The sequence below is a fragment of the Parasphingorhabdus cellanae genome, from assembly GCF_017498565.1.
Taxonomy (GTDB): Bacteria; Pseudomonadota; Alphaproteobacteria; order Sphingomonadales; family Sphingomonadaceae; genus Parasphingorhabdus; species Parasphingorhabdus cellanae.
This window is the reverse complement of the sequence record NZ_CP071794.1, coordinates 1686235-1710758: the sequence shown is the minus strand read 5'-3', so window position 1 is coordinate 1710758 and position 24524 is coordinate 1686235. Positions and strand designations below refer to the sequence as shown.

The 24524-nt window shown below is 52.1% G+C and carries 9 protein-coding genes; 3 read left to right on the top strand and 6 right to left on the bottom strand.

What is annotated here, in order from left to right:
• The first annotated feature begins 641 nt into the window (after positions 1-641).
• Both J4G78_RS18340 and J4G78_RS08185 read left to right on the top strand, forming a co-directional pair.
• A complete protein-coding gene (locus J4G78_RS18340; protein WP_207989993.1) occupies positions 642-16139 on the top strand; it encodes a cadherin domain-containing protein in 15498 nt (5165 codons plus the stop codon).
• Between the two features lie 15 nt (positions 16140-16154).
• Positions 16155-16667: a toxin-activating lysine-acyltransferase gene (locus tag J4G78_RS08185; protein ID WP_207989991.1), complete on the top strand. Its 513-nt coding sequence runs from the start codon at positions 16155-16157 to the stop codon at positions 16665-16667.
• 169 nt (positions 16668-16836) lie between these two features.
• On the opposite strand, the gene J4G78_RS08180 is transcribed toward J4G78_RS08185, so the two are convergent.
• The 4 genes from J4G78_RS08180 to J4G78_RS18270 all read right to left on the bottom strand — a co-directional run bounded on the left by J4G78_RS08180 (position 16837) and on the right by J4G78_RS18270 (position 20510).
• Entirely contained in the window at positions 16837-18066 is a 1230-nt protein-coding gene (locus tag J4G78_RS08180; RefSeq protein WP_243457275.1) for a tyrosine-type recombinase/integrase, read from the bottom strand.
• A 1171-nt stretch (positions 18067-19237) separates the two neighbouring features.
• Positions 19238-19663, bottom strand: coding sequence for a DUF2147 domain-containing protein (locus tag J4G78_RS08175; RefSeq protein WP_207989989.1), 426 nt, complete (start codon positions 19661-19663; stop codon positions 19238-19240).
• Positions 19660-19914, bottom strand: a complete 255-nt coding sequence (locus tag J4G78_RS18275) for a metal-dependent hydrolase (protein ID WP_259371356.1) — start codon at positions 19912-19914, stop codon at positions 19660-19662. Before J4G78_RS18275 ends, J4G78_RS08175 begins: the two co-directional genes overlap by 4 nt.
• On the bottom strand, positions 19911-20510 hold the full coding sequence (locus J4G78_RS18270; RefSeq protein WP_259371355.1) for a metal-dependent hydrolase: 600 nt from the start codon (positions 20508-20510) through the stop codon (positions 19911-19913). Before J4G78_RS18270 ends, J4G78_RS18275 begins: the two co-directional genes overlap by 4 nt.
• Before the next feature lie 128 nt (positions 20511-20638).
• Here J4G78_RS18270 and J4G78_RS08165 point away from each other — a divergent pair, with 128 nt between their 5' ends.
• Positions 20639-21238 (top strand): TetR family transcriptional regulator, encoded by a 600-nt coding sequence (locus tag J4G78_RS08165; protein ID WP_207989987.1) that lies wholly within the window; start codon positions 20639-20641, stop codon positions 21236-21238.
• A 31-nt stretch (positions 21239-21269) separates the two neighbouring features.
• Here the strand turns inward: J4G78_RS08165 and J4G78_RS08160 are convergent, their stop codons facing one another.
• Entirely contained in the window at positions 21270-23885 is a 2616-nt protein-coding gene (locus J4G78_RS08160; RefSeq protein WP_207989986.1) for a TonB-dependent receptor, read from the bottom strand.
• A gap of 107 nt (positions 23886-23992) precedes the next feature.
• Positions 23993-24463 (bottom strand): PraA/PraB family alkane oxidation protein activator, encoded by a 471-nt coding sequence (locus tag J4G78_RS08155; RefSeq protein ID WP_207989985.1) that lies wholly within the window; start codon positions 24461-24463, stop codon positions 23993-23995.
• Positions 24464-24524 lie beyond the last annotated feature (61 nt).

Sequence of the window (24524 nt, the reverse complement as noted above, 5' to 3'; positions counted from 1 at the left end):
AGTATTTTCAAGACATTCCAGAAGCAATAATCAATGAGACTATAAACGAACATAGCTCTAGCCGCAATCCTCTAGCGGAGTCACACAGAGTTGCGGGGCTTCGGTTGTATATTGATTGGAAGAGTAGCGATCAGGGAGACCCTGTTCTGAGCGCGATTGACCGCGGCAAATTAGGTCGGTTGGTAGCAGAGTCATCAGGTATCTTATCGCTAAGGACAGGGACTGATGGCAGTCGCGCTAGTCATTACATAACTAAAGATGAAGGAACAGGATCTAGGCTAGACAGATCAGCAGATCGAATTTTTAATCGAGAAAAGGGCAGCAGCTATAGTCCTTTGGGAACCCGAGAGGATGGGTCTCTTGAACAGAATTCTGACGATAGCTCAGAAGAGGCTGCATCAGAACCTGAGCAAAATCGCATCAACGAAGGGATCCAAAACTTTGAATACTATCTTCAACAGGTAGAACAGGTAGAGACTTCTGGAGATTTTGGAAGAGTCTTTGGGCAACATCTTTCTAGATTAATTAAAACGGATGATCCTTTCTCTCCGGTTTTGATTGAAGGAGTAGGAAGCACAGTTTTTGAAAATTTTTTCGAGATCATTGCAAATGGAGGTGTAAAGAGAGCGCTTCCAGGTGATTTGGTAATTGATGTTTTCGACAATGTAGACGGCGAGCTGCTTGCTAACCTGAAAGCAGCGGGCATCGGAGCTGTTTCCTCGTTCATCACTGCGGAATTAGTTAGTGTTTTTGGCGTTAATGGTTTGGCTGGGGAAGTAGTAACTACCGGTGCGGGCACGGCGATTAGTCAAATTATCGGTAACATCGCCGATGCAAATGGTGCAATAGACGGCAATATTTTTAACGGTATCGATCCAACCCTTTTTGCAAACGCACTTGGATCATTTGTCGGGGCGAGATTGGCTCAGGAAGTTGTTTCATTTGAAACAATTGGTGGGCAAATAGGATCTGCTTTGGGTTCGGCTCTGGGCGTCATGGCCGCAGAAAAGTTTCTTACGATCGGGGGGGCTTTGGGAGGTCCGGTTGGCGCAGCTATAGGGGCTTTCGCAGGCTTCATAATCGGTGGGTTGATTGGCTCTCTTTTTGGCGGCACTCCGAGATCTGGTGCGGACGCCCAATGGGATGAAAGTGCCGGCCGTTTTATCGTTGCGAATGCCTATTCTCGGAAAGGTGGCTCGAAGGAAGCGGCAACATCCATTGCCACTAATGTGGCGGATACTTTAAACAACCTGATAGAATCAACGGGCGGCTATATCATACATGCCGAACAAATAACTGCCGGTAACTATGGGATGCGTAAGTCGAACTTTGTTTATCGACCGACATCTACGCGCGACAAAAACGCTATCACGTACAGTGTATCGTCAAAATCAGCCGACGCTTTTCAAAAGATAAGCAACTTTGGGATTTTCAATGCTATAACGGACACTGATTTTAAAATATTGTCAGGTAACAACTACATAAAAAGAGCGGTTTATAACACGATAAGTTCTTATAATAGTTTTGCTGATTTCGACACATTGTCGCTATTTGGTAATATAGAAGCTGCTCGAGCATACGCAGACTATGTGGAAAACCGTGAACTAATTTCAACAGCGATTTTGGAGCATCCCGATTCTCAATTGTCTGCAACTGTTTTGCTGACGTTAACTCGCGCATCTGAACTGGGGTTAACCAAAAGACATCAATCTGATTGGTTTGGAGGGTTTGGCTCATTGTTCGATGAGTTGGGAGCAAGTATTAGCGACGTTCAGTTTGTGGCGGAAACAGATCTGCTTTCTTCGAATTTAGTTCGAGTTATCGAACTTGGCGAGTATGCGTTATATGATACCATCGATATCGCTGGCCAAACCACCATCGAAGCTACATCCGGCGATGACACCATAACCCTCACCCACGTCTCCCACAATACCGACGGCTTCGCAGTCGCTGGCGGTGCGGGCTACATAGCCAACACCACTGGCCTTACGATTAACGGGGAAGTCTCGACTGGTGGTGATCTCTCCATCGATGTCGCGGCGACGATTGATGCTGGCGATGGCAATGACACGGTCCATGCCGGGGATCTTGGCAATAACGTGTTTGGCGGCGCGGGCGATGATATTCTTTATGGCGGTAAGCTGGATGACTGGCTGCTCGGCGGGGACGGCAATGATGTGCTGAACGCTGGCGGGGTTGGTTCTTACACGCTTGGCGGCAATGGCAATTATCTGAACGGCGGCGCGGGCGACGACATGTTGATCGGGCGTGAAGGCTCGGACTGGCTTGAGGGCGGTGACGGAACCGACGTGCTTGAAGGCGGCGATGGCGGTGATATCTTGGCAGGTGGCGCAGGCGCGGGAGACATATTGCGCGGTGGTCGCGGGGATGATCAGTATCTCTTCCGGCTCGGCGATGTCGGCTCGGCAGGTATTGGCGATACGACCTATGTGACGGCGGACCGGATTATCGACGAAAGCGGCCTGACGGTTGAGACTGTGGTGGCGCAGGCGTTTAATGGTCTTTCGGTCAGTGAGATTAATGGCAATATTGCAGATGCGCTGTCTGGCGACCTGTTCCGCTTTGGTAATGGGTTGAACAACTGGCGCGGCGGCGGTGCGCAGGTCACATCCAATGGCCGTGCAGCGGGCGGCGAAGACGTGCTGGTATTGGGTCAGGGCATTGGCGTTGATGATATCAAGCTGATTAAATCGGACGATGGCAAGGACCTGATCCTTGAGCTGGCCCCCGACGGCGTGTTTAATGGCGACCGCGTGGTGATGCAGGACTGGTTCAGCAGCTTCAACAAGGTCGAGACGCTGCGCTTTGCCGATGGCAATGAAATCCGGCTGGCCGATTTTGATACGTTCATTCTGGGCAGCGATGGGTCGGAGACGATTGTCGGTACAGCGGGCAATGACTTTGTCCATGCGGGATCGGGTGATGATCTGGTCTATCTGCTTTCCGGCAATGATTTTGGTAATGGCGGGCTGGGCAATGACTCGGTCTCTGGCGATAGCGGCAATGATATTGTCGTGGGTGGCAATGGCGACGACCTGCTGTTTGGCGGCTTTGGTCAGGATACGGTCAGTGGCGGCACCGGTAATGATCGGCTGACCGGTGATGAGGGCAATGACATATTGTCGGGCGGCGCTGGCGATGACGAGATTATTGGCGGCACCGGCGATGATGTGTTCCGTTTCCAGCGCGGCGATGGTCATGATACGCTGATTGATGCGTTGACTGATGAATGGGATGTGGTCTGGGTCTCTGGTCAGGGCGGCCAGAATGGATATGTTGTCGGGACCGACGGATCAATCACACATCCGACACATGGCACCATATTTGATGGTGAAAACTGGTCCGCAACCACGCGCTACGATATAGAAACCGGCACGCTTTATGCGCATCAGCCTGCCAATGAAGATTCGATTGTCACCAGTGCTGGCTCGGACATTCTGGAATTTGGTCTGGGTATCGACATTAACGATATCCAATTCACGGCGGCCAATGGTGGCAAGGATCTGGTCATTGGGATTGAGGCTTCTGGAGCCACAGTAAGTTCTTTTGAAAGCTTGAACGATCAGATCACGCTCAAGGAATGGGGGCCATCTGGCAATGCAGCCGCCAAAGGATCGATTGAGACCTTTGTGTTTTTCAACACGGGAGCGGTTGATGTTGCAAATACGGCTCTTCTTGGTGGAACGGATGGCAATGATGAGGGTTTGATCGGAAGCGCAGCTGTAGCCAACTGGATAACCGGTGGTGCTGGCGATGATTCGGTCACCGGCGGCGGACTTAACGACATTTTAAATGGTAATAGCGGGCAGGACAGGTTGGTCGGCCTTGTCGGATCAGATGTTCTGTTGGGCGGTGCTGGCAACGATATTCTGATCGGCGGTGCCGGTGGTACACGCGATGGTCAAACGACTGGCGATATTTTGATCGGCGGACTTGGCTTGGATACGGCAAGCTACGAAACAGCGACCGCTGGCGTAACGGTATCATTGGCTCAGGATGTGACGGCGACGGGCGATGCGTCTGGAGATATTTTTGACAGTGTGGAAAATCTTACAGGATCAGATTTTGCAGATATTCTGATCGGTGATGCCGGAGAGAATGAGTTATCTGGCGGCCAAGGCAACGACACCTTGAAAGGAGCATCGGGAGACGATCTCTATATATTTGGTCGCGGTGACGGGAACGATACGATCGACGACAATCTCGTTGCTTCCGAAAATATCATTGTTGATGATAATGGAAACCTGCAGCCTCCATATGTTGCCAGCTTCGATCTGGTCGATGCCGAGCCTGGGTCCTACCGTTTTGACCACATCATCACCAACTCGGATACCGGTGAAATTGTCTATAGATATGAGTATGGCGGCTACGGCATTCGCGGTGTTGCTGCCCCGGCGACTTTTAATCCTGCTGGCTGGGTTGATGGAATCACGGTCACGGGCAACAAGGCTGCTGAAATAGCAACTTTTGCAGATGCTGGCGATGATACGATTTTATTCGCGGACTATACCGGCGATGCTGGTGTTGTTGGTGACGCTGCAATCGGCCTTGCTGATCTGGACTTTGCATTTAGTGGCGACGATCTCGTAATATCTTTAATTGGCAGTTCGACAGATAAAGTTCGGATCAAAAATTTCCGTATCGGTGCCGCAGTCAATATCAATCAGGCAGTGGAAACTATCCAATTCTCGGATGGCTCTTCCTTTGATCTGGCCGGACTGAAATTTAATGGATCTGGCGCCTTGTGGCTAACCAGTAACGATACCGAAGCGGCTCCTGTGGATACTCTTTTGATCGGTTCTTCAGGCTCTAATGGATTGACTGGCGGGTACGGTAACGACACCCTTTCTGGACTCGATGGGAACGATACGCTGCTTGGCGGAGGCGGTGATGATCTTTTGTCTGGTGGGCTAGGTGCTGATATCATAACGGGCGGCGCTGGCGTTGATACAGTCACTTACGCAAGTTCAAATGCTGCTATCAATATTGATCTTGGTTCGAATGGTGCATCGGCGGTGATCGCAGGGAGTGAATCCAGTGGTGATGTGCTGACCGGAATAGAAAATGCCCTTGGTTCGCACTATGCAGATACGATTGTCGGCAGTGCCGATGATAATATACTCAAAGGCAATAGAGGAAGCGATGTACTCACCGGCTTAGCTGGCGCGGATGTTTTAATCGGCGATGATGGCAATGACACGCTGGATGGGGGTATTGGTGAAGATAATCTGGATGGTGGTGACGGAAACGATCTGATCCGGGGCGGCGACGATAAAGACATTCTCACAGGTGGTGCTGGTAGCGATATTTTACTCGGTGGTGATGGCACCGGTGAAGACGATCAGTTGATTGGCGGTTCTGGTATTGACCGGCTTGATGGCGGCGCAGGTAATGACGTTTTGCTTGGCGGCGATGGAGACGATAATTCAGTAACAAATATCTCGGCTGGTGCCGGTGCGCAAACGACATTGGCAGCTGGACTCTATGGCGGCGATGGAGATGATATCTTAGATGGCGGCGCTGGAGATGATACTTTGGACGGCGGTTCGGGAGCCGATAGTTATCTTTTCGGACCAAATAGCGGCGACGATGTCGTTACGACTGGAGGCGGAAATGATGATCTGATTTTCGATGGAATCGCCGCGGACCAACTATGGTTTAGTGAGGTAGCGAGTGCCACGCCCGGCAATTTCGATTTGGTCATATCAGCCATCGGTTTTGATACGACTGTGCGGGTCAAGGATTGGCGTCAGGCAAACGGAGCATTGGACAATCAGGCCCGCCGAATAATTACATCTGATAAATCGCTCGCGCGCAGTGATGTGGCCAGCCTGACAGCGACTATGACTGCTGAAAGTGTTGCGGTGCCCTTGACTTGGCCTACGGATCCTAGCTCTCTATTCACCGAAACGTTCAACGCGGTCTGGCAGGAAAATACGACCTATGAAGACCGCGCTGTGATTGTTGGCAGCACAGGCAGTGATGTGATTAATGTCGATCCGGCATTGATCGGCGGTATTCGTTATGAGGCTTTGGGTGGTAACGACACAGTCAATGCAGGTGATAGTGCAGATATTTTGATCGGCGGGACTGGTTCGGACAGTTTAAATGGTGGTGCCGGCGATGATCGATTCCTGTTTGCGGATGAATCGGGCTATGACGCTATTGATGGTGGCGAGGGTGTCGACACGCTTGTCGCTACGGAAGGCAATGCCAAAATCTATTTGTCCTCTCTTGCAAATGTGGAGCGGATTTCGAGCGGAGGCTTTTCCGGCGTAAGTATCTTTGTGAGTTCGGGATCGATCCTGGATCTGGCTTTGGTAACAATCGAAGGCAAAGTTGATATTGTTGGTGCTGCTGGCAGTGAAGATATAACTGGGACCGCTGGCAATGACTTCATTTATGGTGCGGCAGGCGATGATGTAATCAAAGGCGGCTTGGGCGACGATCTGCTTCGCGGTGGGACTGGCAATGATGATCTGGATGGTGGTGAAGGCAACGACACATACGATGGCTCGGACGAACTCGGCTCAGAAAGCGCTATTGATATAAGCAGTGCCTCGGGGTCCCATTCCATACTGACATTAGAACTTACAGGCTCGGGCGGTTTCGGGGGCTTTCAATTTGTTACAAAAACCGTCGCAGTTTTGCAGAATATCGAAAATGTTATTGGGACAGCACGTAAGGATGCGATCAAAGGTTCGGATCAGGCCAACGTGTTAGATGGCTCCGGCGGGGTTGATTTCATTGATGCAGGAGCAGGGGACGACATATTAATCGGTGGCGCTGGTTCCACTACTAGCAATAGCGGTGATACTCTTAAAGGGGGCTCCGGCAATGACACAGCAAGCTATGTTACAATGACCACAGCGTTTGCTGCAGCCACCGCTGATGCTGCCACTGGTATTCTCATCAATGGTGTGCGTGCAAATCTTGCTCTTAATAGTTCGGTTGATGGAACATCGGAGCCGACCGCTAAGGCATCACAGGGTGATGCAGATGGCGACTGGTATCATCAGATCGAGAATTTGACTGGGTCGAAATTCAACGATCTGTTGACGGGTGATGCCAATAACAACGTACTGACTGGCGGCGGCGGAGATGACGCACTTTATGGCGGTACAGGATTTGATACAGTAGTCTTTTCCGGAAATCGGGCCGATTATTCCATCAACACAGGCGCGATCACAACTGTAACGGATTTGAGGCCCGAAAGCGCCAGTCTGGTAACCGACGGCACGGACAAGCTGCAGAATATCGAATCCATTCGCTTTGCTGACATGACGATTAGCCTTGGCATTGACCCCAATAATCCACCGATATTGGGCGATCCTCAGATGGTCGATCAAGTTTGGGAAGATGGCGCTCTTGCAAGCTACACCATCCCTGAGACGGCCTTTATCGATCTTGATCTTGGTGATCCCCTCGTTTTCGTAGCTTCTCTGGTAGATGATAGCGCTATTCCGGCCTGGCTTGATTTCAATGCTACAACTCGTACGTTCAGTGGCACACCGCCTTTGGCAGACGCGGGTTCGGTATTTGAGATCAAGGTAGCAGCATCGGACCAAGGTTATTCGATTTCCGATAGTTTCCTGATCACTATTACCGAAGCATTGGGTGCTAATGTCGTTGGCACTGCAAGTGACGATATTCTCAATGGCACTTTTCGGAAAGAAATAATCGACGGTAACGCGGGTTCGGATCTGGTTGATTATTCAGCCTCCTTGACTGCGGTTACATTTGACCTTCGCGCTGGAAGCGGCAGCGGCGGTGATGCCGAAGGCGACACGCTGGTCGCGATTGAAGGAGCTATTGGTTCGGCATTTGATGATAATATTACAGGCTCAGATGGAGGTGATGATCTGCTTGGTGGAGACGGGGCAGACCTTATCGCTGGCGGAGCTGGCGATGATATGATCAAAGGCCAAAACGGTGCGGACACATTACTTGGCGGTTCAGGTAATGATACGATTTACGCCAATGCCAATGTCGATGGATCGCTGGAAGACGTAATTGATGGCGGCGATGGTATCGACCATTTACTGTTGGTCGACAGCAACAATGGGGCGACTATTGACCTTTCAACTAACGGCAGCCCTGTGTCTATCGAGCATGTGGTTGGCTCCAATTTTAACGATAACATCATCGGGAATGGTTATTCCAATATCCTCAACGGTGGTCTGGGCGACGATGTCATTTCCGGAGGCCTTGGTAATGACCAGCTGAATGGTGGTGCCGATAACGATGTGTTGCGCGGTGGTCGTGGCAATGATTCATTATATGGAGATGCGGGCAATGATCGCCTGATAGGCGGTGAAGGCGCAGATCAGCTTTATGGAGGCGCAGGAATGGACACGATAGATTATCGCGCATCGCTGGGCGGTATAACTATCAACCTCGACAGCAGTCTGGCGAGCGGCGGTGATGCTGAAGGGGATGTTATCGCCAGTGGTACCATTGAAAATATTGATGGATCTGACTTTGCCGATGTCTTAACCGGTTCCGCCACCGCAAATATACTTCAGGGCTTCGGCGGTGATGACACCTTCTCCGGTGGAGCTGGCAATGATGTGCTCGACGGCGGTGACGGTGTGGATACGATTGTTTATTCCGGTAATCAGTCAGATTATAATATCGATTTTACCAATGGCACGATTACCGACACCAATTTATCCGATGGTGATGATGGTGAGGATAGTTATTTCAATATCGAATTCGTGCAATTTGCCGACGGCGGTCCGGTAAGTCTAACAAATCAGGCACCGTTCACTGGTTCTCCTGGACTGGTCAACCAATCACAAGTCGATAACGCCAATTTCACTTATGTGATCCCGGCCACGGCTTTTGTTGATGCTGATGGAGATCAATCGGACGCTTATGATGGTTTGTCTTTCACTGCAACATTGGCAAATGGCGATCCGTTGCCTGCATGGCTGACATTTGATCCGGCCATCAAGGCTTTCGGATATATTAGCGAAACTGCAGCTATTGGTGCGAACGTAGATATTCGCGTAACGGCTTTTGACGGACAGTCGTCGATCTCGGCGAACTTTATGATTTCGATTGTCGAGGGGTTGGGGGCGACGATCACTGGCACAGTGGCTGGCGAGACCATCAACGGTACGTTCCGCGCAGAAGCGATCAATGCGCTTGGCGGAGATGATGTAATCATCGGTTCTCTCGGAGCCGATATGATCGACGGCGGCGATGGTACAGATATTGTCGACTATCTGAATTCTGCCGTCGGCGTCACCGTTGGTCTCAACGGAAGTGTTGGAAGTGGTGGTCAAGCAGAGGGCGATACGCTTGTTAGCGTCGAACAACTGCATGGTTCGCAATTTGCCGATAGCCTAGCCGGTTCTGCAGCAGCCGACGTCCTGGATGGCCGCGCTGGGAATGATATAATCAGTGGCGGCGGCGGAAATGATACAATTTCTGGTGGCGATGGTGATGACGGCCTATATGGCGGCGCGGGAAATGACAGCCTGCTTGGCGGCGCAGGGGCCGATTTTTTCGATGGGGGTATCGGATCCGATTGGGTTAGTTATCATTATTCCGGCCTTACAGAAGGAGCATCACCGATTGTTCAAGGCGTTACGGCGGACCTAGCCAATTCAACAGCGAATACCGGTGTTGCCGCAGGCGATACCTATATCGGTATAGAAAATCTTTACGGCACAGTATTTGCTGACAGTCTGTATGGCGATGCCTTGAGCAATGCGCTTACAGGAGATGACGGAGATGATATTATCTCGGGTCGCGGCGGCAACGACTATATCACCGCTGGTGACGGGGATGATGTTCTGGACGGAGGCACGGGCACGGACACGATCCTGGGCGGTCTTGGAAATGACTTGATCCATGCACTGATTGTCGGTGAAGATACAATTGATGGCGGCGCTGGAATCGATACCGTCAGTTTTGCAGCTACTTCAACAGCGTTATCAATTGATATCGACAATCCGGCGCATAAACTCACTAGCATTGAAAATATTACTGGCGGCGCTGGCAATGATGACGTGCTGGGTAATGCGGCGGCAAACCAGATTGATGGCGGTGCAGGCAATGATCTAATTGAGGGCGCCGCCGGTGCCGATACCCTGATCGGTGGAGATGGCATCGATACGCTGACCTATGCTGGTTCGGCGGCCGGAAACGCTTTCATGTCTGGCCTGATTGGCGGATCTTCGGTTAATGGTGTTGTCATCGCATCTGATATCGATCGGACTCTAGATGGTGTCGATGTCGACATTCAAAGCAACAGCGCAACCGGTGCAGATGCAACTGGTGATATAATCTCCGGCTTCGAAATGTTGGTTGGCTCAAATCATTCGGATCGTTTACGTGGGACTGACGGGAATAGTGACGTTCGTGGTGGTGCAGGCAATGATGTTATCTATGGCGGTGCCGGCGACGATATGCTGTATGGCGGATCCGGAGATGATTTCATCTTTGGTCAGGCCGGGGTTGATATTATCTATGGTGACGATGGAGATGATCGCCTTTTCGGTGATGGCGATAGCGACAGTCTCCATGGCGGCGCTGGTAACGACATTCTGGATGCGGGCGATGCTGGCGACATGCTGGATGGTGGAGCCGGAGACGACATATTGATTGGCGGCGCTGGTGATGACCAGTATTTCCTCACCAAAACCAGCGGCTCAGATATTATCTATAATTATGATTCCAGTGCAGCGCTGAGTGTCAACCTGCAGGATGTTGTTCAATATTCTGCAGATATCACCAAATCCGATATCTGGTTCACCAAGGAAGCGGGGACGAAAGACCTGCGAGTCAAGGTTTTAGGTGAGCCATCTCAAATCGTTATCAAAGACTGGTTCACCAACACCACGGCTGGTGATTTTACCAATGCGGGCGCGCAATTCGTGTTGCGGATGTTTATTGCCGGTGAAGCCACTGCGACCACCGTGGACAGTCTGTCGCAATTACTCACGATGATGGCGGCCATCCCAGAGCCGACTAGCTTGGCGGATCTAACACCTGCACAACAAGATGCTATTAACAACGCTTGGATTCTCAATACGCCTCCCACCATTTCGGCTGACGCCACGAACCCGACTGTGCTTGATGAAGATGGCACGGCGGTTCTCTATTTTGATGTCGAGGATAGCGGTCAGACGCCACTCGCATCGATACAGGTTCTGCCAGGGCAAAGCGGCGCGGTCGAAATTGTGTCGATTGAGGCCGTAGCAGGTGCCGGCAACGAGGGGCGCCGTAAAGTGACGGTACGCGGGCTTCCTAACGCCAATGGCGCCGGATCGATCATGCTCACGGCCTCGGACAGTATATTCGATTCTACCCCTCTTACTGTGCCGCTAACTGTCAATGCAGTTGCCGATGGCGTCGCCATTGGTGCTCTGAACGGTGTTAGCGGTAATGCCGACACAGTGATCAGTCTGCCGACTATTTTTGCGGCGCTGATTGATAATGACGGCTCTGAAGTTGTTGATTATCTGAACATCGAAGGTGTTCCCGCAGGCGCGATATTGTCTGACGGCACCAACAGCTTTACTGCAACCGGCGGTTCAACATCGGTCGATATCAAAACGTGGGACCTTGCGGCGCTCAGCATAACGCCGCCAACAGGTAGCGCCACGGACTTCTCCTTGACGGTAAGCAGTCGTTCAAGAGAAACGAGCAATGGGGCTGTATCAACCAACAGCGCCCAGACAATCGCGGTCAGTGTGAATGGTGCGCCTACAGCCATCGGTGTTGCGACTGCGGCCTTTGATGAAAATGCTGTGGGTATTGCGTCTGGCGGGACGTTAGTAGCTACGCTATTCGCAACCGATCCCGACGGAACAGCGGGTCTAAGCTACGCCATCGCTGGCGGTGCACAGGCATCCAAATTCCGCGTGGAAGGTAATCTTCTATATCTCGCTGCCGGACAATCGCTCGACTATGAAGCCGGCGATGCGCTCGTCAATCTTCGCGTTACTGATAGTGATGGCTTAAGCTTTGTCCTTAACAATGTCGCTATCCGCCCGGTAGATTTGAATGAAGCACCGACCACCCCGAGTTCGACTAGTTCTACGGTGGTATTTAACGAAAATCAGACTGGCGATACGGGTGTGCGTTTCTCGGCCAGTGATCCCGATGGCGACACGGTTACCTACGTCTTCTCGGCAACCGGAACGGCTACCAATGGCAAATACTCAATCCAGAATGGCAACCAGCTTTGGGTGTCCACAGCACTGAACTATGAAGCCGATTCTCATGGTTCCTTCGGCATTGTTGCTAAAGCAAATGGCCAGACCTCAGCGGCGATTACGCAAAACGTAACAATCCAGAATATCAACGAGGCACCATTGTTAACCGGCAGTACGACCGCAAGCGTTGCGGAAGGGGCTGCTGGCGGAACAATATTGAAGACGCTGATATCGACTGACCCCGATCAGAATGGGATTGCATTTGGTGAAGCGGGTCATGTCTATTCCATCGCGGCCGGTGACACGAGCCGGTTCGAGATTGTCGGCAACCAGTTGCGGGTCAAGTCCGGTGTGGTGTTCAATTATGAAGCCGTCACGAGCTATAACCTGACGCTGAGGGTCCGGGACAATAATGGCAATAGCGGTGCACTCTTGGACGATCAGGCGTTCACGGTGAATATCACCAACGTCAATGAGACGCCTTACGGACTCACTGATATTAACGGCACAGCAGGTTCCGGTGCCAGCGGTATCGTCGGGGCGGTTAGCGATGGTGCAGGGGGCGGGACGACGGTCGGTATCACGGCAAGGGCGACCGACCCCGACGGAAATCCTCTGTCCTATTCCATCGTTGGCGGCAATGTCGGAAACTGGTTTACGATCAACACCTCGACGGGTGTTGTTTCCGTCGCTTCCGGCAAAACGGTGCAGTATGAATCCTTGACCAATGGCCAAGTGACTTTGAACATCCGGGCATCCGATGGTTCTTTGACCACCACCAACAACAATCTTACCATCCGTGTGACCGATATTAACGAAACGCCGACTTTCACGTCCGCAGCCTCGGCATTGATAAGCGAAACCGCCGTAGGCGGCAGCTTTGTTCATACGATCACGACCGGCGATCCGGACAAGGATGCAGCGCTCTTCGGAGAGGCCGGGCATGTCCTGTCGATCGTCGGCGGCAGCAGCACCTTCCAGATTGTCGGCAATCAGTTGCGGACCAAAGCGGGCGTGGTATTGGATTATGACAATCCGGCCAATCGAACGCATAATCTTACTTTGCAGGTCCGGGATAATAATGGCGCGTCAGGTTACAAATACGCCAACCAAGCCTTCACCGTGAATGTCACCAACGTCAATGAAAAGCCAAGTACACCCAACGCTTTCAGTGCCAGTGTTTATGAGAATAATAGCGGCGCATTGCTGACATTCGGCGGATCGGTTGATCCGGAAGAACAGGGGATCACTTACAGCTTTGCATCGGGGGGTAATCCGGGCGGGCTATTCAGCATTAACGGTTCCGGGCAACTGGTCCTGAATTCGGCACTAAACTATGAAAGCAGGCCATCGGCCTTTGCGGCGGGCTATGCCGATGTCAAAGTGGTTGCGACAACGGCGAGTGGGCCGGTATCGAGTGTAAGGACCGGGCGGATTACTTTGCTAAATGTGAACGAGCGTCCCAGCACCCCATCCCAACCGGGCAATGCGAGTATCAATGAAAACACTACCGGCTACGCTGGCATTACCTTCACCGGCGCGACGGATCCGGACGGCGATGCCGTAACTTACGTGTTTGCCAATAGCAGCACGGTATCCGGCAAATTCTCGATTATCGGTGGTAACAAGCTGTATGTGAACTCGGCATTCAACTATGAAACAACACCGAACGCCGCAGTGCCCACGGTCTATGCCTATGCCAATGGTCAGCGCAGCGCGAACGGCCGGTCGTTGACACTGAATGTTGGTAATTTGAACGATAGCCCCACCAACCTTGCGGCGCCAACTGCGATCAGTGTTACTGAAAATATACTGTTGGGAACCACGATTACTTCGCCCGGGCAGATTCAAGCAACGGATGCCGATGGATTACCGATCACCTATTCCATTGTATCGGGTAATACTAACAATGCTTTTAAAATCGATCCGTCCACGGGCGTTCTCAGTGTCTTAAACGACATCGACTATGAATCGCCCAACTGGCTTGCTGACGGAAGCGGTAAATACGCAATTCTCGATATAGTAGCTGACGATCTTGGCGGGGGCGCGGGAGTATCATCGCCGATAAAGTCGATCCGTGTCAATATTGGAAACATTGTGAAATATGTAATTAACAATGGTTCATGGGATGCGTCAAAATATGAGATTAAGACTCTTTATACGCGTACTGGATCTGGAGAATTAAGATTTGGAGACCAGTGGTATAATGAAGTTTGGATGGAGGAAATAGCGACAGGAAAGATTATATCATATTTAGGCCAATCCTCACAATGGCAAGGCTCATTTTCTAGACCTTTCCCAAATGGAGCGACTAGTCTTGCTGGCGGCTATACACAGTCTGGCATATGGCCAGCGCCATTTTCATCATATTCGCTCTATTCAAATGATGAGCACAATCAAAACACTTTGGCAGGTATTCCTATTGGGTCTGCATTTCTACCTGTTGTTTTTGATTTGGACGGAGATGGTTTTGACCTGATCTCGCCGATTTCCAGCCCAGTTTCGACTACGGCACTGAACAATTTGTCTATTGAGGAAGGCATCGGTTGGCTAGCGCCAACCGATGCCTTTCTGGCGCTCGACCGAAATGGCGATGGTAGTGTTCGTGATCTCGGTGAAATTAGTTTCATCGAGGATTTGGCTGGCGCAAAAACCGACTTAGAGGGACTCAGGGCGTTTGACACCAACGGCAACTTACAGTTGGATAGTGGCGATGCTCTATTTGACAAATTCTTAGTGTGGCGGGATTTAGATCAAAATGGAATCGGTGATGCTGGCGAATTGCTAACACTTTTTGAAGCGGGAATCGTTTCGATATCACTTGTTCGGGAAAACGAAGTGAATAGATCCGGTTCGATAGTATCGAACCACGTTTCCGCCACGGCTGTTTTTACAAAGAGTGATGGCAGCACTGGTAAAGTGGGCGATGTTAGCCTTGGGCGATTACCGTTTGAGGAAGCAGCAACAACTGATGGTCCTCGTTACAAATGGGATGCTGAAGCTGGCAAGATGGTGATGATTTTTGAAGGTGAGAGCACAGGAAAAACTACATTTACATCGACAAATAACACGACTTTGCACATCACCTCATTTGCCATCGATGCCGATGGAAATGGCGTTATCGACCCAACAACCGAAACGATGACATTCGCGCAGGCTCTCAACGCCTTTGACAGTGATGGCGATGGCCAGTTCTCATCAGGCGATGAGCATTATTATGATCTGCGCATCTGGGCCGATGCCAATGACAATGGCCGTACCGAAGTGACGGAATTATTCGGCCTCAATCAGGAGCTTCCGGCTATTAAGGCCACTGATGAAACTCCAGTTGAGGACGTCACAACGCCGACTATATCCGAACCTATTGCAAATACTCCGGACTTGCCACAAGAGCCGGTGGTGCCGGGGCTTCCTGATAAACCGGTTACCAGAGCACCCGATGGTTTCCCCAGGGATGTGATTGAAACGGGTGCGCTAGGCGCTAAGTCCGAAGCCGATATGTTGCGTGAAGCCTATTCTAGAATGCCCGAACTGACGGCCTTGCAAGCAGGTTTGCGCCGGGAAGGATCATTTTTTAGGCCGATCAATATTCCCGATGATGATAACATCTTTGACTATTTTGAAAAAGCAGACGCAACGAGTGATGTCGCAGCCATAGCGTCAATCGATGATGAAACCGCTAAGGCGCGTCAGCAGCTGTTCGACAAAGTAAAAATCGATAATGATACTGTCTCTGGAAAAACTGTGGAGCGTATATCTAGTGGGCAATCCGCAGTGACCGATACGCTGGCTGCGGGATATCAAGCAGTCCCGAAAGTGGTGGACATCGATCTGTATAGGATAGCCCGAATGACTCAGGATATGAACGTGTTCGGCGCTTCATCAGCGGCTGAATCCATCAAAAGGCGCCAGAGCTCTATTGCTCCGGTGGATTATTTCGCAGGCTAATGGTAGCAACTCACAATGACACAAGATGAACCAAAAACAACCGCGCCAACAGTCAGTCATTTGCTCGGTGAAATGACATGGCTGATGACTCAATCCCCGCTGCACAAAGCGATGCAGATCGGTGATTTGGAATGGCTTGCCATGCCTGCGTTGATCAATCAGCAATTTTATCTGTTCAGAGATGGTGATCAGCCTGTCGGTCTGGCGCTGTGGGCGAAATGCAATGAAACGGCCGAGAAGAAGCTGGAAGGCGGCATGATTGAAGCTGAGAACCGGTTGACGCTGGAAGAATGGACAAGCGGAGACAGGGTCTGGTTGGTGGATCTGATCGCGCCTTTCGCGACCAACCAGAATAAACAGCGTGAAGTAATGATTGCCGATTTGATTTCTGGACCGCTGAAAGGCCAGGCATTTAATTTTCATCAGACCGATCCTTCAACCGGTGAGCGCAAGGTTCAGACTATTGATGCAGATGCTGGTGATAAGCTCAAGGCCGTAATTGAGGCTGCTGGAGCGACGAAGCAATAGAGCCTGTTTGCATTCCGCGCTTTTCTTGATGTCTTTCGTGGACGCTAATGATTGGATACTGGCGGCAAAAGCCGGCATTTTACATTAGACCAATGCCTTTCAGTGCGCCGTTGTAACACCGCGCGCATTTATTTCACCGATCCCGCCGTTGCCTCTGCCATGATATTGCTCACACGATCAGGCGCTTTGCGAGATGGATCATGGTCGATATGCGCAAGATCGCGGTTGATCGCGGGTTGGCATGACCAAGGATGGCATCGGTAAGCGCCATAGCTTCTCCGGATGATATGGCAAGCGAGGCGAGGGTATGTCGAAGAGTGTGCGGCGTGACCCCGGGTAGGTCAGCTGTATCGATAATCTTCTTCCAAATTCCCTTCATTCCCTGGAAGTGGCCGCCCCCATAATCGGCCGGAAAGACAAACTCGGAGTTTTCTGTCTGCTCAATGCCCTGAAGCAGAGCTAGTGCCGCTGCCCCAAGCGGTCGGATTGACTTGCCAGTCTTTGTATCTTCGAGCACCAGCAGACCTCTTTCAAAGTCGATCTCGCTCCATTTGAGTTCTGCAATCTCCTGACGGCGACATCCGGTCAATGCCCATAACCGTACGATATCGATACCTTTCCGGTTAGCTCCTTGGGCTTCGAGTGTATCGCAAGCCGCTCCCAAACGGCCTCCCTCTTCTTTGGTGAGATAACGATTATTCTGATTGTCCGTTTTGCGGACCGCGGCATGTTCACATGGATTGCTATCTACAATGCCGCGCCTCTGTGCAAAGCTGAACACTGCAGACAAATCGCGAAACACTTTTCGGGCTGCCCCTTCTCCTCCGCGAACGATCACTCGCCTGCGCGGCCCCAATTTCTGATCACCGGTTGTTTTGCCGGCTGCCACATCACGCACGAAATTCTCGATATGGCCTGACAGTATTTCAGAAGCGCGGCGTTTCCCCAACAATGGAACGACATGATGACGGAGCCTCGCCAATGTGTACCGTTTGGTGAGTTCCTTCATCGGTTCGCCTTGGCGCTTACCGCGCTGAATGTAGCAACCTTCTGATTCATAAATATCCACAAGCTCGCTGATATTAAGTGCAAGCCGTTTTGCATTGCGCTCTGCGGCTGGGTCTTCGCCAAGCAATACCTGAGCAAGAAGCGCCCGCGCTTTCTTTCTTGCCTGATCCAATGTGATTATATTGGCACGGCCAACAGTTACAAAACGCCTTGGCGCTGAGCGATCTCCTCCATCGGCGCGATAACGCACAATATACGTCTTGAGGCCCGACACAGTGATCCGAACGCCAAAACCTGGCAAGTTAGCATCCCAGAGTTCATAACGTTTTTCGCGCGGTTGTGCATCCGCAAAGATCTTCTTGCTCAACACGGTTTTTGATAATTTTCCCATATGGGCCTCCAATCCGAAAGGTGGTCACATGGCGGCCACCCAGAATGGAAAATCTAGCGAACTATGGAAGAAGTACAGCGTAGAAATTGGAAAAATACTATAATTAAAACAATGTGCTATATCGTATTCTAAAGTAGGATAGCGTAGGTAAGTGCTACCGTTACAGTAGCTTTGCCAAGGTTGGGGTCGAGAGTTCGAATCTCTTCGCCCGCTCCATTTTTTCCATATAGAATTATAGCGTTAGATGCTTAGAAGCACTCGGTTTTTGCTTACATTGAGTTTTGACCATCGGATGTAAGTATTATGTAGGCACTCAGATGCATTGAATAGCCAAATTTGGCGTAGTTTCGCATTCACCTTGTCGAACAGATGTTAGCGCCCGCCGTGATCGCAATTGACGACGATTAATCTTGTTTCAGATATGGTCTCGAAAGATCACTGCATGGAGGTTTCGACCATGCCGAAGAGGCACGTTGACTAAGGAACCAGAGACTTGCTTCTTGCGACATGACTGGCAAAGACCAGTCAGGTTGGCGAAGTGAATCCCAAACGGGATTGAGGCATCGCCTGAATTTTCAAAAACCCCCTCAGACCGCCCGTGCTGAAAGCTCAAAATAAAGGTTGCGTCAATTCCACGTTCAAGCGCGATTTACACGAAGCCTTACACAATATATCCGGAAAATGGCCGATTTCCGGAGATTGGGAATTCACTCGAAAATCTAGGTGCAGGAATGCTAGGATTGTATCGGTAGCCGCGCTCGACTCAAAACCGCATTCTGACTAGGAATCGAGCTGACAGGAAGCCTATTCTAAAACGAACATGTAGTTGCGCATATGTCTGTCAGACGTTTTTGAATGGTAGGTATCCTTAGAAAGGCTGAGTTGGGGGCTACAATTCCTATGATATTTGGAAAGCGATCTTTGGTTATCGATTTGCTCTCAAGTTGAAATTCCGGAGAAGCCGACAGTTTAGCGTGTTTCACGCAATGGCGGCATCAACCCAATGTCAGTCATTTGCAGTTCAATAGCAGTTGCGGGAAAGTCGACCATTGTGAAGTTTCGATCTTGGCCAACAATTCGCCGATAGGCACACATATAGAGCGGTGCCAGGCAAGCCTTCATCCCTTTTTTTGATGCCAATCGCCATGGTTGGCCGTTTTTTGGCTTGTTATCAATGGCGACGCGTCCAAACCTGAGTTTGACAGAGAAACCGCGCGATGCATCCGCGCACCTCGAGCGTATTCGCATCGCGCAAACGCAATCGCCCACGCGATGCTCTATCACCCGTGTCGGGATCATAGAGCGGTCCGCCTGACCACTCGCCCGCACCGCCGGTAAAGTTCTTCAGTACGATTAGCCCGCGAACCGGACGGTTACGCAAAGCCGGATCCGGATTGTTGCTGTCGGTTTGCCGAGGATTTTTGCGCAGGATTGCCGCGTCTGCAATTCGCCCGCATAAGGCTTGATCGCATGGAAATATCTCAACCACGCCGCCCTTTTTTTCGGTTTTCCAGAAGCCTTTCGGATCAAGCGTATCACCTGCAATAGCAGGGGCGTACAGGGCAGCAGCAAAAGTGACCGCAGCGAGCAATTTCATGCGGGAACCGGCTGGTTTAATTGATCTTCCGCTTGCGACAGCAAATTGCGATCATCATGATCCCATGGGTGGAAGCCGGGTTTGAAATATCGCAAATAATCAGGCAACGCGCGGCGCGATAGACTGCCAGCCCCGAACAAATATTGCCAGGTGCGAAGTCGCAAACGCCACCCTTTCAACCCATCATGCTGATACAAATCCTGCATGTTGCCGCGCATGACACGGATCAAGATCGCTGTGGACACGATCATTGCCAATATCCGCAACGCGTAGCGTCGGGGCGGGACATGTGCTTGGTAACAGAAAGAAACGTATCGAACGTAACTGACTTATGTTCGATCTCCTCCATCGCATGCCATGACCACAATTTCACCGTTTCCTTCGGCGCGCCGGCAAGGTCGCTAGCCCCGCTCTTCAAAAATTGATGCGCCAGAATAGCTGTAAAATGTTCCAAAGCGCATGTGGCCGCTAACTGCCGGACCGGAGAGCGTTGGCGCACCGCTCTCAAAACATGGCCGGTGCGTGCTTCCAATATGTCTACCGGATAGCCGTGATCGGAAGCCAGTTTGTTAAATGTGACATGCTCTCGACTGTGAACCGCTTCCTGAGCGATAAAAGCTGCGATCTGCTGCTGTAGTTCGGGTCCGACGGCGCCGCGATAATGTCTCACACTATCCATGAAAAACTTCTCGCCTTTCGGGAATGTACAGGAAAGTGCGTTGAAAAACGCAGTCGCTACCGGGTCTCCATTTAACCACCATCGGTCAGGCATGCCGCCGTCCTGATGGAAACGTAAATTGCGTGGATTGATCTTAAGATCGGCCGGGGTGGGGGTAATATCGACCATGGAATAACTCCTATATTGACATTAATGTCTATATTCATGATATGAACATTAATGTCAATATGAAAATTGCCGACTTTAAGATGTTATCCTTGACACCTCTATCGTCTCTCCGCACGTCTGATGAAATTATGACTTCAGACATTGCCCCGAAGCGCAGAAAGCGCACCGCCACCGAAGCCAGGGAGGAAGCTCTTGCCGCAGCACGGCACCTGCTGCTGACCGCCGGACCGTCTGCGGTAACTCTGGCCGCCGTCGGCAAGGTCATCGGCATGAGCCACACGAATGTCATCCATCATTTCGGGTCCGCATCTGGATTGCAGTCGGCTTTGATGGGACGATTGGTCGCAGATTTGAAGCTGACGCTGACCGAGGCGGTCGCGCGCATTGGGGTTGATGCGGCAACGCCGGCGCGCTTGACCGACACTGTGTTCGATGCCTTTGACGAAGGCGGAGCCGGCCGTCTGGCTGCGTGGATTATGCTGTCTCACAAGGACGTGGACTTAGAGCCGGTACGCGCGGCACTAAACGATCTTATCGCCGCTATCGAGCAGGCTGCACCTTATCAGGATGTGGGCGGCACGGGACGCATTGGCAAAGCGGTAATGCTTGTAACGCTCAGCGCGTTCGGTGATGCGTTGATCGGGCAACCGCTGCGGGAAATGCTTGACGAAGGCGAGGAAGCCCCGCGCGAATTGGTATCGAAGGCACTTGCCGCCATTCTTGTGTAGACGCCGAAAAGCTGGCCGCCATATGCGCAGTTTAAAATCGCTTGCGGACAGTCAATCGCGCTGTTCTGCCCAATGGATCGATCTCGTCGCGACTATAGCCGGGCGGGACGCTGCCATCGTCATCGGTTACACGCCGATATCCATTGAAGAGATTCTGGATATCGAGCGAGAGCTTCAAATCATTCAACCACGAAGTTTTGGCAGCGCCTTGAAATATATGTTCAGGTTCCAGGAAAAACGAGAAATTGAAAAGCGCTGGTGGCTTGAGATGAAAATCACTGTCACTCGCTATGTTTCTTATGCGTGAAGTGCTGCTCCAGCTGCCATTTAAACTGGTGCCAATCCCTTTCTTACCAAGGGTAATTTGCCACGAAAGAAAGTGACGGGACTGGCCGCCGTCCTCGCTGAGTTGGTCAATAGCGGGGATGCCGGGCCGCGTCAGCAATTCGTCCTTCAGGCGCCAGCGATGATTGAGCGATACACTGAATTGCAAAGGATTGACGGTGGGTGTTGGTGGTTTTGTGGTGTTTCCAGAATAGCGTTGGCGCGGCAGGCGCAGCGCTATGCCGGAGGTGAGTTCGGCGCTGGCCATCTCGGTGATGTTGATGGCACGCTTGTCAATCGCAATGAGCCTTCCGTTTGCGTCGCGCGTCACTCTTTCGGGGAAGGCCGCCTCGATAGCGGGCGTTAATTCCGGGAAGGCTGTGACACCGCCTTTCGCGATTTGACGGTGATAGCCAACACTCAAGGAAAGTGTTTGATCGCCCAGGGGGGCAATTCTTGTCGTCAGGGACAGGCTTTGTCGGCTGCCGCGCCTCAGATCCGGATTTCCGCCGCTGGTCTGGATGATATCCACGGTTTCCTGCCGCGCAAAATCAAAGATACGGTTGACCGTCTTGATGATCGGCCCGTCGAGTTGGTAAAATGACGGCGCTGTTTCGGTATGATCGAACGACCCGCGCAAATCCAGAAGCGGAAATGGCGACCAGTTCACACTGCCGCCATATTTTTTTTGCAGCCCGCTCTTTGATAGCGCGTCGGCACCGAGCGATAGATCGAGGGAAAGGTCGCCCATAGGGCCATCCGCCCCGTCCTTGCGCTGAGATAGCGGCACGCGGAACGACATCTGCCCGTTTGCGCGCCCGCTGGTCTGGTTGCTGACGGCAATCAGATCGCCGCGCGCATCGCTTTGCCGGTTTTCGGATTGATCGCGATTGACATCCAGTGAATAGGTCGAGGTTAACGGGCCTGCTGGCAGATCAACGATGGTTTTGCTGAGGTTGAGGCGCGCACTGATATTTTCGCTGCGCGAGCGACTGCGGCTGGCCAGCAGCAAATCATCGTCTAACGGGCCATAGGGATTAAACTCGGGATCGCCTGCATCGACCATTTGTTGAATGCGGGCGACATCGATGCCGTTTTCCAGCAAGCTATCATTCCAGCTCCGGGTGTAACCGGCGGAGAAATTGGTGCTCCACCCACCGATCCTGCCCGACAGATTGAACGCCGCGCCCAGCGTTTCCGATTCATTGTCATTGCGCAGCGCCCGGCTGTGCGCGAAGGGACGGGATAGGGAGACGTCATCGGTAAAAGGCGACCAGGGGCTGCCAGCAGGCAGGGCGATTGTCGCCATCGGCAATCCGCGCAACCCCTTGCTGCTGTTGCTGCTGGCGTTGATGTTCAATGATGCTGAAAATTCACCCAGTGGACGTGTGACCCCGGCGTTGAAAGACATGCTGCGCCGCGCCGATCGCAGGGTTTCGAAGGCGTTGGGATTGACGCTGTGCAGGTTATTCGCGGTGGCGGCGAAGTCCGCGATTGATGGCACGCCTAATAGCGCCGCTGGCGGGATAGCGGCGATGGTCACGGTTTCAGCGGCGGCGCGGCTGAGCGCAGGGTCTATCTCTTCTCCGGCGCGGCTGGCGATGAAGCCGACGCTATCAAAAGAGCCTGCGCGGGGCGGGATATCGCGATCACTTTTCAGCAGGGCACTTTGCCGTTCGATCCGGGCCTGCACGTTCCAGCGCGTGGACAGGTTGATCGCCACCCGTCCGACCGACAGGGAGCCGCCATATTGACCGCCAGCGGTCGCCCATGACAGGCCCGCATCGGCGTTCACACTGGCGAATTTTTGTTTCAGCACCAGATTCACGACGCGCTTGTCCGACGGATAGCCATATACCGCCGCCGCTTCGGGTTTTAAGATTGCCAGCTGGTTGAGCGCTTCCGCAGGATAGGACAGTATCGACAGGTCGCCGTCGGCTGGTCGGCCATTGATGAGAAGGGCGGGTTTTTCCGCGCCATTGCCGATGAAGGGCGTCAGGCGGGTGATCAGTTCCTGGATGCTGTCGGTGCCCTGGGCGGCGATGTCGTCTTCGTCAAACGCGCTTTCCGCCGCAACCTGGGCCTCGCCATAGCGCCGCGCGGTTACGACGATTTCATCTGTATAGACGGGGGCGCTGGTTGGTTCGGTATTTTGCAAACCCGCCGAAGACGTAGGGGCCGTCGCGGTGGTTTGCGCTGCGGCGATATGGGGCATAGTGATCACATAGAGCGCCGCTAATGCTGCAATTCCAGTGAACGCGCGCATGGCCAGATCAGCCTGAACTATATGGCCAGTGATGGCCGGAGGGGAGCGATCTGTCATGGGTTGGTCCGCCATGCCGGTGATATGGTGGATAAATAAATCCGGTGGGAACGGATGCCCCGACCGGGGCATCCGCAAAACCGCCTTCGATGCGGTCCTGACGATCGTCAGGGCACTGCGACGATATCGGGCGTATTGAGTGACGCCACCACGCTGCAATTAGGGGCAATGGTTGAATTGAAGTTGATATTGCCACTGGTATCGGCCGTGAATGGACGGTTGGTTTCATTACAGACCTCTATACCGCTTACAAGAACCCGTATCCGCGCCACCGTGCCGCTCACCGTTGTCGGATTGACCGTACTGTCGATTGTGAACGTGCTTGGATCGACAGTAATAAACGGACAAAGACCTAGTCCAGTATTCGTGCCTCCGGTAATGGTCCCACTAGTGCCATTGCCGCTGTTGCCGGTCAGCGTCAGGGTGCAGTTTTGCGTTGGCAGACCGGCTTTATTAAGAGACGCCTGACCCGTCGCTGTAAAGTTGGTGTTTGTCGGTGAGACCGACTGGGCCATGGCGGGGGTCACCATTAACGATGACGCCAATGCGCCAAGACAGATTAAGGACAGTTTTTTCATCATATTTCTCCTGAATATGGCCTATTGCGGCCGTTTCACAAATGATTGCAAAATGGATTGC